The organism is Bifidobacterium simiiventris (genome assembly GCF_019331715.1).
Lineage (GTDB): Bacteria > Actinomycetota > Actinomycetes > Actinomycetales > Bifidobacteriaceae > Bifidobacterium > Bifidobacterium simiiventris.
This window is the reverse complement of sequence record NZ_JAHBBG010000012.1, coordinates 1-15,158: the sequence shown is the minus strand read 5'-3', so window position 1 is coordinate 15,158 and position 15,158 is coordinate 1. Positions and strand designations below refer to the sequence as shown.

The following is a 15,158-nucleotide window of genomic DNA, read 5'->3' as shown; positions in this document are numbered from 1 at the left end:
GGAACAGTCCACCGGACTGTTCCTTTAACGGCTCAGCGGCCAAGTCTTACGGTCGAGCAACATATACTGCCAGCCTTCGCTCAGTAAGTGCATAACTCACGTTGGTTAGCGGTTCGCTCAGTTATGCATGATCCCTGGTTTGTAGAAGCCGATCTCTGATGATTGATGATTGGGATGGTCGACTTCTACAAACTGTTTATTTGGGGATTGGGATGGGATTTAGTTCTGGGGGGAGGCTACTACGACGCGGGCGGCACGGATGACGCGGTCGCCGATGCGGTAGCCGGCTTCCACCACGGTGTCGACGGTTTCCTTCTCGGCCGAGGCATCCGGACGATGCAGGATCGCCTCGTGCTTGGTCGGATCGAAGTCCTCGCCCTTTTCGCCGAACTTCTCGACGCCGAACTTCTCGAACGCCTTGTCGATCTTCGTGGCCACGGCCTTGAAGGAATCGTCCATCTCGCTGTGCTCGCGAATGCGGTCGATGTCGTCGAGGGCGGGCAGCAGCGCGGTCAGCACGTCGATGATGCCGTGCTGGCGGAAGCGCTCCTGCTCCTTCTGGGCGCGGTTGCGGTAGTTGACGAACTCCGCACGCTCACGCTGCAGGGCCTCGAGGTAGTCGGCAGCCTCCTTCTTGGCCTTGCCAAGCGGGGTGAGGGTGTCGTCGGCGGACTGGTCGGACTTGGCGTCGGAGTCAGCGGCGGCATCAGCAGTAGCGGAAGCATCCTTGGAATCCTCAGGCTTCTCAGCCGATTCTTCCTTCGTGGAGGGCTTGTCCTCCGACGCTCCCTCAGCCGCGGAATCCGAGGCCGGCTGCTCGGTCTTCGCCGAGTCAGCCGAGGCAGAGGCGGCCGAGCCGGCCGCGGCCGATGCAGCCGCGCCAGCAGCCACGTCGTCCACGTCCGGCAGGTCGTTCAGGTAATCATCCTTGTTGAACTCGGACATGATTACTTGTTGTCCTTCTTGTCGTCGTCATCGTCCACGACTTCGGCGTCCACCACGTCGTCGTCGCCACCGTTCGCGGCACCCGACGCACCGGCACCAGCAGCGGCACCCGCGCCAGCAGCGCCGGCGGCACCGGCCGCGGCCTGCTGCGAGTACAGCGCCTCGCCGATCTTCTGCGCGGAGGTCATGAGCTCGCTCTGCGCGGTCTTGACCTTCTCGATGTCGTCGCCCTTGAGGGCTTCCTTCAGCGCGTTGACCTTCTCGGTGACTTCCTTGGCGATCTCGTCGGAGATCTTGTCCTTGTTGTCGTTCACGAGCTTCTCGGTCTGGTAGGCGAACGCCTCGGCCTGGTTGCGGGTCTCGGCCTCCTCCTTGCGCTGCTTGTCCTCGGCCTCGTGGGCCTCGGCCTCCTTGACCATGCGGTCGATCTCGTCCTTCGGCAGGCCGGAGCCGCCGGTGATGGTCATCGACTGCTCCTTGCCGGTGCCCTTGTCCTTGGCGGACACGTGCACGATGCCGTTGGCGTCGATGTCGAAGGTGACCTCGATCTGCGGGACGCCACGCGGAGCCGGCGCGATGCCGGTCAGCTCGAAGGTGCCCAGCGGCTTGTTGTCGCGGGCGAACTCACGCTCGCCCTGGTAGACCTGGATCAGCACGGACGGCTGGTTGTCCTCGGCGGTCGAGAAGACCTCGGAACGCTTGGTCGGGATGGCGGTGTTGCGCTCGATGAGCTTGGTCATGATGCCGCCCTTGGTCTCGATGCCCAGCGACAGCGGGGTCACGTCGATCAGCAGGACGTCCTTGCGGTCACCCTTGATGACGCCGGACTGCACGGCGGCGCCGACGGCCACGACCTCATCCGGGTTCACGGACTGGTTCGCTTCCTTGCCGCCGGTCAGCTCCTTGACGAGTTCCTTGACGGCCGGCATACGGGTCGAACCGCCGACGAGGACGACGTGGTCGATGTCGCTCACGCCGATGCCCGCGTCGCGCAGCACGTTGTTGAACGGCGTGCGGCAACGGCCGAGCAGATCGGAGGTCATTTCCTCGAAGTGCGCACGGGTCAGCGTCTCGTCGAGGTGAACCGGGGTGCCGTCAGGGGTCATGGCCAGGTACTGCATGTTGATGGAGGTCGAGGTGGACGAAGACAGCTCCTTCTTCGCCTGCTCGGCGGCTTCCTTCAGACGCTGCAGCGCGATCTTGTCCTTGCTCAGATCAACGCCATACTTGTTCTTGACCTCGCCGACCAGCCAGTCGATGATCTTCTGATCCCAATCGTCACCGCCGAGGTGGTTGTCGCCGTTCGTGGCCTGCACCTGAATGGTGGAGAAGCCGTCCTCGTCCTTGCCGATCTCCAGCAGCGAAACATCGAAGGTGCCGCCGCCCAGATCGAAGACGAGGATGTGCTCGTCGTCCTTGCCCTTTTCGAGGCCGTACGCCAGCGCGGCCGCGGTCGGCTCGTTGATGATGCGCAGCACGTTCAGGCCGGCGATCGTGCCGGCGTCCTTGGTGGCCTGACGCTGGGCGTCGTTGAAGTATGCCGGGCAGGTGATGACGGCGTCCGTGACCGGCTCGCCGAGGTACGCTTCGGCGTCCCTCTTCAGCTTCATCAGGATCTGCGCGGAGATCTCCTGCGGGGTCCACTTCTTGCCGTCAATCTCGACGGTCCAGTCGGTGCCCATGTGACGCTTGACGGAAGAAATAGTGCGGTCGACGTTGGTGACGGCCTGACGCTTGGCGACCTCGCCGACGAGGATCTCGCCGGACTTGGAGAACGCGACGACGGACGGCGTGGTACGCATGCCTTCCGCGTTCACGATGACGGTCGGCTCGCCGCCTTCCAGCGTAGCGATGCAGGAGTTCGTAGTACCAAGATCAATACCTACTGCACGTCCCATAATGTGCTCCTTTGGTTGATGATTCGTTGACGTTTCTTCGCTCAAGTTTCGGGAAGCCGCGCGGCCGCGATCTCATGATCGCCGCCGTACCGCCCTCGTCTCGAGGATGTCGGCCTTTTTTGTTTTCCAAAACTTGAGCCTACACCACTCAACTTTGTGTCGCAACTTTTTATTCCCGATTCCCATAAGAATTTTTTCGCGACGCACGCGGAGCTTGCGGGCATCTCCCCATCCAGTCGCGCAACGCATGCCGAATACGGCGACAAACGGCCCGACGGCGCGATAATGGACGCATGGCATCCGCAACCTTCGATCCGCTCACCCAGCGCTACCCGTCCCAGCGCTGCCCCATCTACGCGAACCGCGCGATGGTCAACTGTTCCGAACCGCAGGCGTCGGCAGCCGGGCTGCAGGTCATGCTCAAGGGCGGCAACGCGTTCGACGCGGCGGTCGCCGCCGCGGCCGCACTCACCGTGGTCGAACCGACGTCGAACGGCATCGGATCGGACGCGTTCTGCATCGCCTGGAGCGCCCGCGATCAGCGGCTCGTCGGTCTCAACTCCAGCGGCCCGGCGCCGCGCGGAATCTCCATCGACCGCGTCATCGCGGACGGCAACATCACTGCGAACGGTCGCATGCCGTACCTCGGCTGGACGCCGGTCACCGTGCCGGGCGCGCCCGCCGCATGGGCCGCGCTCAACGAACGATACGGCAATCTCTCCCTGTCCGACGATCTTGCGCCGGCCATCGACTACGCGCGCAACGGCTACGCGGCCAATCCGAACCTCGCCTACTGGTGGCAGCGCGGAGCCGACGGTTACCGCCGTGCGAACGGTGGCAGCGATGACAACGATGGCCGGTTCGCGGAATGGTTCCGCACATTCACGTACGGCGACGATCATCATGCACCGCAGGCCGGCGACATCGTCACGCTGCCGAATCATGCGGACTCGCTGACCGAGATCGGCGCGACCAACGCACGCTCGTTCTACGAAGGCGACCTGGCGCGCGCGATCGACCAAGCGAGCCGCGCGGCGGGCGGCTATCTCAGATACGACGATCTGGCCGCATACGCGCCGCGCTGGGTCGATCCGATGCGGCTCGACTACCGCGACGGCTGGCAGGTATGCGAGATCCCGCCGAACGGACAGGGCATCGTCGCGCTCATGGCGTTGAACATCCTGCGCAATTTCGACGTCGCGCACGACGACCGCGTACTCACGTACCACCGTCAGATCGAGGCGATCAAACTCGCGTTCGCGGACGCGTTCGACACGGTCAGCGATCCGGACGACACCGGATTCGACTACGCGCGGTATCTCACGCCCGAATACGGCGAGGCGAAGGCGCGGCTGATCGGCGAGACGGCCGAGGTGCGCACGACGCGCACACCGTCAAGCTCGGGCACCGTGTATCTGTGCTGCGCGGACAGCGAAGGAAACATGGTGTCGTATATCCAGTCGAATTACATGGGATTCGGCTCGGGCATCGTCGTGCCGGGGACGGGGATCGCGCTGCAGAACCGCGGGGCCGATTTTTCGCTCGATCCGACGCGCGCGAACGCGCTCAAGCCGGGCAAGCGCACGTATCACACGATCATTCCGGGATTTCTGATGCGGGGCGGCCGGCCGATCGGGCCGTTCGGCGTGATGGGCGCGTATATGCAGCCGCAGGGGCATGTGCAAGTGGCGATGAACGCGATCGATTTCGGCATGGACCCGCAGCAGGCGCTCGACGCGCCGCGCTGGCGATGGGATCACGGCAACGAGATGCGCGTGGAGACACGGTTCGACGCGGCGGTCGCACGGGAGCTGGCACGGCGCGGGCACGAGGTGACGGTCGGTTTGGAAACGGCCGATTTCGGGCGCGGACAGATGATCATGCGGGTGGACGGCTGCCGCAGCTGCGGCGACGACGATCGCGGCGGTCATGGCGGCGGCGCATCAGGGTCGTCCGCCGAGCCGATCTCGCTGGTCGGCGGCACCGAGTCGCGCACCGACAGCAATATCGCGTGCTGGTAGTCGGATTCGGCCGCCGATACGGCGTTGAGTCAGGAATTCAGCCGTAGACACGGATCGACTGACCGGCGAACTTATGCTGGTTTATCGTCGCGACAAGATACCGTTACCGCGCGGCCGCTCCGGCCGAGCTGTGCCTTACCGCTGTCATGTCAGGCCGAATCGCAGGCAAGTCAGGCATCCTTTCAGGACGCAGCTCATGCCATTCAACCGATTCGCCGCTCCAGCAGTTCCTGCTGACGGCCTTCGAGGATCATGCGCTGGCAGGTAGGGCAGATCGGACCGTATTGGTCAGTGCGGATCAGGGTGGCGAACCGGTGGCAGATGCGGCATTCACGCAGCGAGCATAGGCCCGTGACAGCCGCTGCGACGGCGAACAGTGCGGCCGTCGCGAACCACGAGCAGAACAATAGGATGACCGCGCCCACGAACATGGCGCACATGAGCATCATGCACCGCGATCGAGATTGCAGCCGATTCATTTTCGTCTCTCCACCCCACAACTTGGACGATACGATCCCACCATACAAACAGCCATCCCCACGCGACGCGCCAAAAACGGCGAAAACACTCGCTTTTGGACACATCGCTTCACCGTGCTTTCCGCCGCGTTCCCCACCGCGCCGCATCCGGCACCCATCGCGACACGCCGAAGTGGCGCAAAATACAAGTCGGGTGTAAGTTAGTCGATTGTCTGCGAGTGTGGCGGAATGGTAGACGCGCTGTCTTCAGGTGGCAGTGAGTGTATGCTCGTGGGGGTTCAACTCCCCCCACTCGCACGCAGGAGCGAAAGCCCCGAACCGTTGAAATACCAACGGTTCGGGGCTTTCCTGTATATGATGAAACCGCCAAAATATGACGGAAAAAATGACAATCTACATTGAGCTAGATTGATTCAAATTGAACAACTCGCCCACGGCGGCGTCTATCCGGCCGGAAAGCTCGTCTAGATCGTCGTCGAAAAGGTCGGCGTACACGTCCAAGGTCATGGCGGCTGACGAATGGCCCAACATGCGCTGTATGGCCTTCACGTTCGCGCCGGAATGCACGGCGATGCTCGCCGCCGTGTGCCGCAGGTCGTGGCACGTCAGCGGCGGCACCCCGGACTTGATGACGGCCGTCTTGTACCAGCAACGATGATTCTTGCCAAGACTCTGAGGGGCCACATAGCCGCCCTTGTCACCGACGAACACGAGTTCGTCGGAGCGCTTGCCCAAGACATGCGCCCGCAACGCCTCGCGCACGGGTTCCGGCATGGGAACGTCCCGCGACCGGTTGCTTTTGGGCGTGCCCAGCTTGTACACCTTCCTTACCTTGGTGACGCTTTTCGTGATATGAAGACGGTTCTTCTCGAAGTCCACGTCTTCCACGTTGAGCGCCGTGGCCTCGCCCCACCGAAGCCCGCACAGGCCGAGAACGAGGATAAGCGGCCGGTATTCGCCGGAGCATTCCGCCAGCTTCGCCAGTTGCGCCGGCGTGAGGTACGTTCGTGGCTTGCGTGTCTTCTTCGGCAGTTGGATATCCGTTACCGGCGTGCGGACTATGCGGCCGTCCCTTACCGCCGTCTCATAGATGTTCTTGATGATCCCGAACGCCCGGATGACCACCGACGCGCTTCTTGTCTTGCTGAGGTCGTTCACCCATTGCTGAATCTCCGAGTGCGTGACCTCGCCCAGCCGCCTATGCCCCCATTTGGGCCGCACATGAACGCGCCACGACGTTTCGACGCTGTTGTAATGCGACGGTTTCCATACGCTCTCGTGCGCCGCCACCCATTCGTCCCCCAACGGCTCTATGAACGCCTTGGAGCCTTGGGGGTCTACATATGCGCCGTCGTTCATCGCGGCCGTGACATACCGCGCCGCCCAGTCTTGGGCAAGCCGCTTCGTCTTGAAACCGCTCTTGTTCTTGTGGACGTGGTCGGGGTCGTACCACCACACGCGCCAACGCCTAGAACCGTCCTTAAGGCCGTACGACTCGAACGAAACCATGACTACACCCCGGACGCCATAGCGGCCAGTGCGTCCTTCAGCGTATCGCCGGACACCGGCACCCCAGTTCCGCCGATCGCTTCGGCAAGCATCCTCGTTATCGCTTTGGCCCCGTTGTCGGCGTCGGTATCCTCGCTGATGCGCGCCGAGTCGATTTGTGGCTTGGAGCGCTCGCGGAACGCGGCGCGGCGTTCTATGAGTTCTTCCGCCTTCTCGTCCCGTTCAAGGCTCGGCAACGGCTGCACGACGGTCGCCCAGTTCCACACCTGATTGCAGCGCAGAGCGTCGGGACGGCCGGTTATGTGCGTCTTCACGTCGCGTGACCCGCTTTCAGGCAGCAGCAGCGTTAACGGCGACACATCGAACACGACGGCGAACGCCACAAGGTCGTCCACGTCCACCTTCCGCTCACCCGACTCAATACGTCGCAAGCCTAGTACTGTTATCTCTCGTCCGACAGCTGCCATCTTTTGCGACAATTCCTTGTATGTCATGCCGCCACGCAACCGCTTGACATTAGCGGCCACTTGCCGCCCCGTGGCATCTACACCGTTCACAGAACGTTTTTTCTTTGCTGCATCATCCATACCAAACAGCATAACGCATCAAATTGATGTGTGATGAATCACGCAACACGCCGATGAGCTCAATTTGACATTTTTGAGACAAAATGAGTATACATGATGTTGAAAACATCAAATTGATGTCGATTGAATCATTGGAGGTATTGAAGATGGCAGCAATAGCTACCGGCCCATTGCCGACGATCGATAGCGGGGACGTGTGGATGACCCGGAAGGAGGTGGCGGCGTACGCGAAGACCTCTGCGGGTTCCTTGGCCACGATGGGCTATGCGAAGAAGGGGCCGAGGTTCTACAAGCCGACCAGCCGCAAGGTCGTGTACAAGAAAAGCGACGTTGACGCATGGCTCGGCAGCGATGCCGGCCGCTCGAAGCGCAAGGCGCTCGCGGGCAAGGGGGCGACGGCATGAGCGGCACGATTCGTTTCGAGAACGAGTACGACCCGGATCGTCCGTTGATCGTTGACCGTTACCCGGCCGGCTTCTACGTGTTTCGGATCGGCGCGGAGGCGTTGACGGCTCATCCCGTGAGCCTGTCGCCGTCTCAGGTCGGCGACCTCGTGGCGTTCCTTGGCGGGGAGGGGTGCAGATGATTCCGATACCGGTTTTCACGGCACGGCAGATAGAGGACGCGAAGGCCATGCCGAAGCGTTGCACGGAACCGGGCACGGCCGCGTGCATGGGCGTGACGGTGACGGCGCTCGCCGACTGGCGGCGTCACGGCGTCGGGCCGACGTATGAGACGCAGGTAAAGGGCGCAACCGTGTACGAACGCCGACATGTGGTCGATTGGATGTACCGGCATATGACGGAAGGCGGGAACCGATGACGGCAGGCATTGTGATGATTGTCCGCATTCTCGCCGCCGTGTGCTGGATCGCTTCTATCGGCTTCACCCAAGCCGAGGACTACGGGCCGGCGCTCGCGGCGCTCGCCGTCACAGGACTGTGCCTGTGGCTTATGGAAACGCCCGGCGTCGGGAATTTTGGGGAGCCGACGCCGGGCAGTGAGAGAGAGGTTCCGAACCTTGGACAAACCCGAAGCCCTCGTGTCGTCCAGTCTACCCACACGGGACTACACAGGCGAGCGCCGTTACATGGAGGACGTGGCCGCGTATTACCGGTATCTGAACCGGGCGGCGGAATTGAGGGAGCTGGAATACCTTCATGGCGTGTGGCCGCAGGGTTCGCGGCGGACGTACGCGAACGGGTATACGGCGGGATGCAACAGGGCGCTTGCGAAGGCGCTGACGGGACGATGAATCGTGTGAAAGGGGCGTTGCTGCCATGACGATCGATTTTGATATGAGCGCGTTGACGTTGGATCAGCGGGCGACGCTCACGGATTACTTCACCGCGTTGGACGACATGCCGGCCACCACGGCGGCGCATACGCTCGCCGTGCCCTATAAGGGGCGTACGCCGCTGCTCGTGCCGGCGTCCACCGTGGCGAAGCAGCGGCCGAGGTTCTTGGACTATCCGATGATTCCGACCGGGACGCTGACGCTTATGGCCGGACGTGCTGGCGTGTCTAAAAGCACGCTGAGCCTGTACCGTGCCGCGCTCGCCACTCGCGGCCTTCTCGATGGCGATTGGAAGGGCAAGCCCGCCACCGTGGCCATCAGCGGCATCGAGGACTCGAAGTCGATTCAGCGCATGAGGCTGGAAGCGGCCGGCGCGGACTTGGATCGCGTGCGGTTTCTGTCCATGCTCGACACGAACAGCGACGGCAACGGCACGGATACCGGCGTGAGACTGCCTGACGATCTGCCGGCGCTCGCGGACTCGTTCAGGGCCGAGGGCGTGCGCCTGTGGATCATCGACCCGATAACCTCGTGCATGGACGGCGACAGCAACAAGCGCGACGACGTGCGCCGGGCGCTCGACCCGTTGGCCGCGCTCGCGGACGACTTGGACATGGCGATTGTCGGCATCCTTCACTTCAACAAGGGCGGCGGCTATGCGTCGGACAAGATCAGCGGCAGTCATGCGTTCCGCGACGTGATCCGTTCTCTGGTGCTTATCGCCAAGGACGACGACAACGGCGATTGCGTCGCCACGATCGACAAGAGCAGCTACACGACGGCTCAGGGCACGTCATACAGCTACGGGCTTATGTCCGTTGACGTGGCGGACGATCACGGGGAAACGTTCGCGGTTCCGAAGGTCACGGGCTTCATGAAGACCGAACGCGACGTGAACGAGGTGATAAACCGCAACATACAGGCGGCGGGCGGCGACACGACGCACACGGAACGCGGCGAGGTGCTCGAATGGCTCACCGACTACCTCAAGGACGGCCCCGTGGCGTTCAAGGACATAGCGGCGGCGGCGAACGTCGAAGGCTACAGCAGACGGCAGCTCACCAACGCCCGCGAACGCTCGGACGGCCGTATCATCACCGTCCCAGACCCGACCTACGAGGGACGCGGACAGAAACGGCTATGGGCGCTCGCGGATACTACCGCCGCCCCTCGCGCGCGCGGGGGTACAGAACGCGGAAGTAATCACGGAAGTAATCAAACCCCAATGATTGCAACGCCTCCGATTACTTCCGCGAATACTTCCGCGTTTCAAGCCCCCGCGCGCGCGAGGAACGCGGAACAGAACACGCAAGACCTTGGATTGTTCCCGGAAAGCGAGGAATCATGAGCGTCGAAACCACAGTGCTTCACCACACGTTCCAGCAGCGCGACCACATGAAGGCCGTGACCCTGTGCGGGCTGCCGTGCGAGACGGATCACGAGCGGACGAACGAGACGCAGCGGGGCGATTGGGTCATGTGCCCCCTGTGCGAGCTTCGCGCCACGCTGATCGAGATGGGATACGAGGCCATGCCCGGCGACACGCGCAGACACGACGCCGGGCAAGGCGAGCAACTGACCCTGTTCTAGGGAAGGGCGGCATATGGCACACATGGATATGAGCAAACTACCCGTCTCGTGGCGTGATCCCGTGGCGGGCTTCATCGAGTACAAGCGTGCTGGCGGTTGCAGCGAGAAAACATTGCTCACCCGCTACTACCAGCTACGGCACTTCGCGGACACGTTCGGCACGCCGCCCGAACGGGTCACGACCGGGCAGCTCGTGGAAGCGCTCGCTGACGGGCGCTCGCAGGACTCGCGCAAGGGGTTGCGCAACTGCTTCGCCACGTTCTTCCGCTGGATGAAGGCGGCGGGACTCGCCGACCACGACCCGGCCGCGACGCTGCCGAACGTCAGGAAGCCGCGCCCGCACCCCAAGCCGTGCCCAGACCGGTACATCACCGCCGCATTGGAGAAGGCCACGAGCGCCGAGCGCGTCATGATCCTCTTGGCGGCGGAATGCGGGTTGCGCCGCGCCGAGATCGCCCAAGTGCACCGGGACGACGTGATCGGCACGCCGGGCGCGTACTCGCTCGTCGTGCACGGCAAGGGCGGCAAACAGCGCATAGTGCCCCTTCCCGACGACCTCGCCGAGACGGTCACGCATTGCGGCGGCTGGATGTTCCCCGGACGGTGGAAGGGCCACTGCGAGGAATCGCACATAGGCAAGCACATATCACGCCTATTGCCGGAAGGATACGGCCCGCACAAGCTACGCCACCGGTTCGCCACCGTCGCGTACCAGCACTCGCACGACATGCTCGCCGTCAGCACCGCCCTAGGCCACGCAAGCACCGAAACCACGCAGATATACGTGGCGCTCGCCAACGAATCGCTTCGCGGACTCGTGGACGCCGCCACGATCAAGGGAAAGAAGGTGACGGAATTGGCCTCATAGGCAAAGAGAAGGCCGGGCGTCGCCTTCCACGGACGACGCCCGGCCAACCATGCTCGCCCCTGTCCCACCGCCGACAGAAAGACAAGGGCTAGTGATCGATCACATACAGGCAACCATACACCGACCATCAAGGAAGGATCAACCATCATGGAACAGACGCCAGACGCCACGCCGGAGCAGGACGCGCCGGCCGCGCCGCAAACCGACGAAACCACGCCGCAGACGGCCGAACCGGCGACGGACGACAAAGAGACCGCGACAAGCGAGGAAACCACGGAGACGACCGAAAACGACGCCGGGGAACAGGCCGACGCCGACGAAGCGGACGAAGCCGAACAGACCGAAGACGGCGAAGAGCCGGACGACGAGAACAGCGAGGCCGCGAAATGGCGCATCAAGGCGAAGGAGGCCGAAGCGCTCGCCGACCGGATGGAGCGGAAACTACACGACTACCGTATCGAACAGCTCGGAAGGGACATAGCCGGCTACGGATGGCACGAAACGGCCCCCGACCTCGCCGCAGACCTCGCCGAAATGGACATACAGGCGTACTTCACGGAAGACGAAGAACTAACCGAGGAAGGAAAACGGATAGTGCAAGAGCTGAAAAGCGCATACCACCCAGACATCATCTGGCATCGCAGCCACCCTATACCGCATATGCCGATGCACGACAGGTCATATGACTTCGGCGGCTCGCCGAAGGAACGGTTCAGGAACACCATCATGAGCGCGGGAGGCCGGCAATGAGAAAGACGAAAGCGGCAATGCAGACCGAGAAATACCGCAAACGGTACGCCGCCGCCATGAGCCGCGCGGACAAGGCATGGCAAGGACACAACCTCATAGGCAGCAGGGCGATAAGCTATCTTCTCCGGGACACAAGCGCCAAGACAAAGATGGCCGAGGCCCGGCACATGAACAGGTTCTTCCAGACCATGCACATCGAGACGGTCATAGACGAACACGGCAACATCGACCTTCAACAGCTCGCGGCGCTCGCCAGCGAATACAACAAGCATTACGACGGGCACGTCTATTGGCGTATGCGGCTGCTGTGGTACGACATGGGGATGTCAACCCCAGACGATCCGATGCATAAGGCGAAGGAGGCCAAATACCGCATAGCCCACCAAGAGATAGACTCGAAAAACGAGGCTTTTCTGGACGATATGCGGAAGAAGCACAGGAGCGGAGAGATACCCGACTGGGAGGCGAAGATGGCCGAAGACCTTTTCGGATGATCGGAAATCATCGTGAGCGCGGCGGGGCTTTGGGCTACACTTGGGCATTGATACGGATGTCCGATGTGGCTTGAGGCCCCGCCGTCCGTTTTCTTCGGCCCTTGCGGGGCACCGTGGCGCGACAGTGCGCGCGGCAGGCATACACGCATGTTTTTCTCATACCCGTGAAGGATTCATCATGGCATTTACGATCACCAGCCAGAACAAGGGCGCTTTCCCCGACGTACAGCGCTTCGCACCGGAGGACATCATCCCCGAGGCGCTTATCATCTCCACCAGCAGCATCGGCGCGAACGTGGAAGGCGACGCGCCGAGCGTGCGCGTCCCGTTCGTCAGCGAAGACCCGGAAGCCGATATCGTCAAGGAAGGCGAACAGATCAGCGAGGCCGACCCCGAGCTTACCGAGCTGACTGTGAACACGCACAAGCTTTCGGTGCTACACAGGATCAGCCGCGAGGCGTACTCGCACGCCGGCGTGGGCGAACTGCTCACCAACAGCTTGGGCCGCGCCGTCATCAAGAAGGCCGACGCGATCTATCTCGCCAACAAGCCCGCCGAGGGAGAGGCCGGCCCCATCGGACTCGTGAACACGGCCGGCATCGTGGACGGCGGCAACATCGACACGAACCTTGACGCGCTCACCGACGCCATCGCCACCGTGCAGACCAACGGGGCCGAGCCGACGCACATCATCGCCAGCCCGACCGCGTGGGCGTACATCCAGAAGATGAAGGCCGGCAGCGGTTACAACACGCCGCTTATCGGCTCGCCCGCCGAGGCCACGGCGCTGCGTCTCGCCGGTCTTCCGGTCGTCATCAACAAGAACACGCCGGCCGGAACGCTGCTGCTCATCGACCAGTCGCAGATACTCAGCGCCGTGGGACAGCTCGAAGTGGCCGTGTCGGATCAGCGTTACTTCGACTCGGACAACTACGCGATCCGTCTCACGTTCCGCTTCGGCTTCGGCGTGCTGCGTCCCGACCGGCTCGCCAAGCTCACCGTGGGAGCCGCCGCGAGCGGCAAGGCCGCGAAGGCATAGGGGCGGTATACCCTCCCCCGCCCGCCTAGCCCCTCTCGGGTCATAGGGCCCGATACCCCCGCAAGGCGGTTTTATCCCAAGGGGAAAAGCCGCCACGGCCCCGGAAACCGCCATAACGGCCGTTTTCCGGGGCTTTCCCATACCCCCACCAGACCCGATACACGCCACGCGGCAACGGCATACACAGGCGAAAACCGGAACGCCACCACGCCGGCAATACCCGAAAACGTTGCAATACCGCCGTTCAAGCGTAACAAAACCATAACCAAGGGAAGGCAAGGCACATGAACGACACCGAAGCCGAACGATTGCGCCGACGCATCGACGCCAAGACCGACAAACAGGCGGGCGGGCACTGGATATGGACGGCGCACACCGACTCAAGCGGGCACCCCGTCATATCCATAGGCAACAAGCCCCGACAGGCCCGCCGTATCGCCTACGAACTCGCACACGGCACAATGCCGGCCGGCATGGTCGTAACCGCCACATGCGGCGTCCCCGCTTGCGTCAACCCCGACCACCTCGAAGCCGTGACACGCTCGCAAGCCGCCACGCGCCGCAAGGCGTCCAGCCTCAGCACCACCGGCGTTCGCGGCGTCACATGGCGCAAAGACCGAAACTGCTACCTAGTCGCCATACGCATCAACGGGCGCAGACACCGCAAAAGCGGGTTCCACACCATCGAAGAAGCCGCCCGATACATCCAAACCATACGTGACAAATGAAAAAGCCCCGCCCGGAGACGGGGCCGGAGAACTCCCACCCGAAGGCGAAGACCTCGCATTGTCCAAGAAGCAAGTCTAGCACCGAAAAACGTAGATGCCGGAAGACTTGCGGGTATCGCCTGATATGACAAAAATATGACAATCAACGTTGATTTACAGTGATTTACAGTGATAAACAATCATAGAGAAACGTTGAAATATCAACAAAAACGGCCCAATAGCAACAATCCCGGATGGTTCAACTCCCCCACTCGCACGCAGGAGCGAAAGCCCCGAACCGTTGAAATACCAACGGTTCGGGGCTTTCCTGTATCCGACGACGGGGTGGAAATCCAGCAGGAAATCCAGCAATCCCACACAGAACCCCACATATCAAACCTCCTTCTAGGAGAAAACGGACACCGATCCGACCCCGAACGTCCGGATTCCGCCAGAAAACGGCCATCCTAGGAGCAAACGCCCTCAATACGCCGCCGCAGCGTCCGGATCCTTCCAGAAGAGCCCGCGTACCAGAAGAATGCGGACGCCCCAACATATCATGCCCGAGACACATGTCCCGAACCTCGGATCCGAGACGATGAGCAGAGCAGCACAGCGCGAGTCACCTACCAGCGGATTTAACTTTCCCTAACTTTCCAATCCGGCATCTTCCCTTTGACCGCATCACTCACAAAAATCCTATGATCGTTGAAATTCCAACGGTCTCATCATGAACAGCCTTATCGGATTTAACTTTCCTCAACTTTCCTTCCGATACAAAAATACAACAGGAAGGTTCAGCGATCATGAAAAAAGACCCGTGGACCGTGTTTGTTGTTTTGATGGATGGGTTGGTATGACGAGAGGCTTCTAGGCAGAATGGGTGGTGCCTTAAACCTAACCGTTCTAGCGAAGGAGCCTCCGTGGTCAAGGGTAGCAGTGTTAGTGTGTCGATGAGTCAGCAGCATGCGCGTG

At 62.0% G+C, this 15,158-nt stretch carries 16 protein-coding genes and 1 tRNA gene; 12 read left to right on the top strand and 5 right to left on the bottom strand.

Annotated features, from left to right (window positions below):
- Positions 1-219: 219 nt before the first annotated feature.
- Positions 220-945 (bottom strand): nucleotide exchange factor GrpE, encoded by a 726-nt coding sequence (gene grpE, locus KIH76_RS09645; protein ID WP_219070502.1) that lies wholly within the window; start codon positions 943-945, stop codon positions 220-222.
- A gap of 2 nt (positions 946-947) precedes the next feature.
- Positions 948-2,843, bottom strand: coding sequence for a molecular chaperone DnaK (gene dnaK, locus KIH76_RS09640; RefSeq protein ID WP_214374072.1), 1,896 nt, complete (start codon positions 2,841-2,843; stop codon positions 948-950).
- Between the two features lie 293 nt (positions 2,844-3,136).
- Here dnaK and KIH76_RS09635 point away from each other — a divergent pair, with 293 nt between their 5' ends.
- Complete coding sequence (locus tag KIH76_RS09635) at positions 3,137-4,864, top strand: gamma-glutamyltransferase family protein (protein WP_219070500.1); 1,728 nt, start codon at positions 3,137-3,139, stop codon at positions 4,862-4,864.
- Between the two features lie 203 nt (positions 4,865-5,067).
- Here KIH76_RS09635 and KIH76_RS09630 read toward each other — a convergent pair whose 3' ends face one another.
- Positions 5,068-5,343, bottom strand: coding sequence for a hypothetical protein (locus KIH76_RS09630; RefSeq protein ID WP_219070498.1), 276 nt, complete (start codon positions 5,341-5,343; stop codon positions 5,068-5,070).
- 214 nt (positions 5,344-5,557) lie between these two features.
- Here KIH76_RS09630 and KIH76_RS09625 point away from each other — a divergent pair.
- Positions 5,558-5,640, top strand: a tRNA-Leu gene (locus KIH76_RS09625).
- Between the two features lie 96 nt (positions 5,641-5,736).
- Here KIH76_RS09625 and KIH76_RS09620 read toward each other — a convergent pair.
- Positions 5,737-6,801: a tyrosine-type recombinase/integrase gene (locus tag KIH76_RS09620; RefSeq protein WP_338023653.1), complete on the bottom strand. Its 1,065-nt coding sequence runs from the start codon at positions 6,799-6,801 to the stop codon at positions 5,737-5,739.
- 53 nt (positions 6,802-6,854) lie between these two features.
- Positions 6,855-7,451: a helix-turn-helix domain-containing protein gene (locus KIH76_RS09615; protein ID WP_219070494.1), complete on the bottom strand. Its 597-nt coding sequence runs from the start codon at positions 7,449-7,451 to the stop codon at positions 6,855-6,857.
- 134 nt (positions 7,452-7,585) lie between these two features.
- Here KIH76_RS09615 and KIH76_RS09610 point away from each other — a divergent pair, with 134 nt between their 5' ends.
- The 10 genes from KIH76_RS09610 (at position 7,586) to KIH76_RS09565 (ending at position 14,204) form a co-directional block, all read left to right on the top strand.
- The gene (locus KIH76_RS09610) at positions 7,586-7,843 is read left to right on the top strand and encodes a helix-turn-helix transcriptional regulator (protein WP_219070492.1); all 258 of its coding nucleotides are present in this window, start codon (positions 7,586-7,588) and stop codon (positions 7,841-7,843) included.
- The gene (locus tag KIH76_RS09605) at positions 7,840-8,025 is read left to right on the top strand and encodes a hypothetical protein (protein ID WP_219070490.1); all 186 of its coding nucleotides are present in this window, start codon (positions 7,840-7,842) and stop codon (positions 8,023-8,025) included. Before KIH76_RS09610 ends, KIH76_RS09605 begins: the two co-directional genes overlap by 4 nt.
- Entirely contained in the window at positions 8,022-8,261 is a 240-nt protein-coding gene (locus KIH76_RS09600) for a hypothetical protein (RefSeq protein WP_219070488.1), read from the top strand. Before KIH76_RS09605 ends, KIH76_RS09600 begins: the two co-directional genes overlap by 4 nt.
- 457 nt (positions 8,262-8,718) lie before the next feature.
- Complete coding sequence (locus KIH76_RS09595; RefSeq protein WP_219070486.1) at positions 8,719-10,083, top strand: AAA family ATPase; 1,365 nt, start codon at positions 8,719-8,721, stop codon at positions 10,081-10,083.
- Positions 10,080-10,325, top strand: coding sequence for a hypothetical protein (locus KIH76_RS09590; RefSeq protein WP_219070484.1), 246 nt, complete (start codon positions 10,080-10,082; stop codon positions 10,323-10,325). Before KIH76_RS09595 ends, KIH76_RS09590 begins: the two co-directional genes overlap by 4 nt.
- Positions 10,326-10,338: 13 nt before the next feature.
- Positions 10,339-11,193, top strand: a complete 855-nt coding sequence (locus KIH76_RS09585) for a tyrosine-type recombinase/integrase (RefSeq protein ID WP_219070482.1) — start codon at positions 10,339-10,341, stop codon at positions 11,191-11,193.
- A 147-nt stretch (positions 11,194-11,340) separates the two neighbouring features.
- Complete coding sequence (locus KIH76_RS09580) at positions 11,341-11,943, top strand: hypothetical protein (protein WP_219070480.1); 603 nt, start codon at positions 11,341-11,343, stop codon at positions 11,941-11,943.
- Positions 11,940-12,437: a hypothetical protein gene (locus KIH76_RS09575; RefSeq protein ID WP_219070479.1), complete on the top strand. Its 498-nt coding sequence runs from the start codon at positions 11,940-11,942 to the stop codon at positions 12,435-12,437. The genes KIH76_RS09580 and KIH76_RS09575 overlap by 4 nt, the downstream gene beginning before the upstream one ends.
- A gap of 178 nt (positions 12,438-12,615) precedes the next feature.
- Complete coding sequence (locus KIH76_RS09570) at positions 12,616-13,476, top strand: phage major capsid protein (protein WP_219070477.1); 861 nt, start codon at positions 12,616-12,618, stop codon at positions 13,474-13,476.
- A 284-nt stretch (positions 13,477-13,760) separates the two neighbouring features.
- The gene (locus KIH76_RS09565; RefSeq protein ID WP_214377759.1) at positions 13,761-14,204 is read left to right on the top strand and encodes an HNH endonuclease; all 444 of its coding nucleotides are present in this window, start codon (positions 13,761-13,763) and stop codon (positions 14,202-14,204) included.
- Positions 14,205-15,158: the final 954 nt, after the last annotated feature.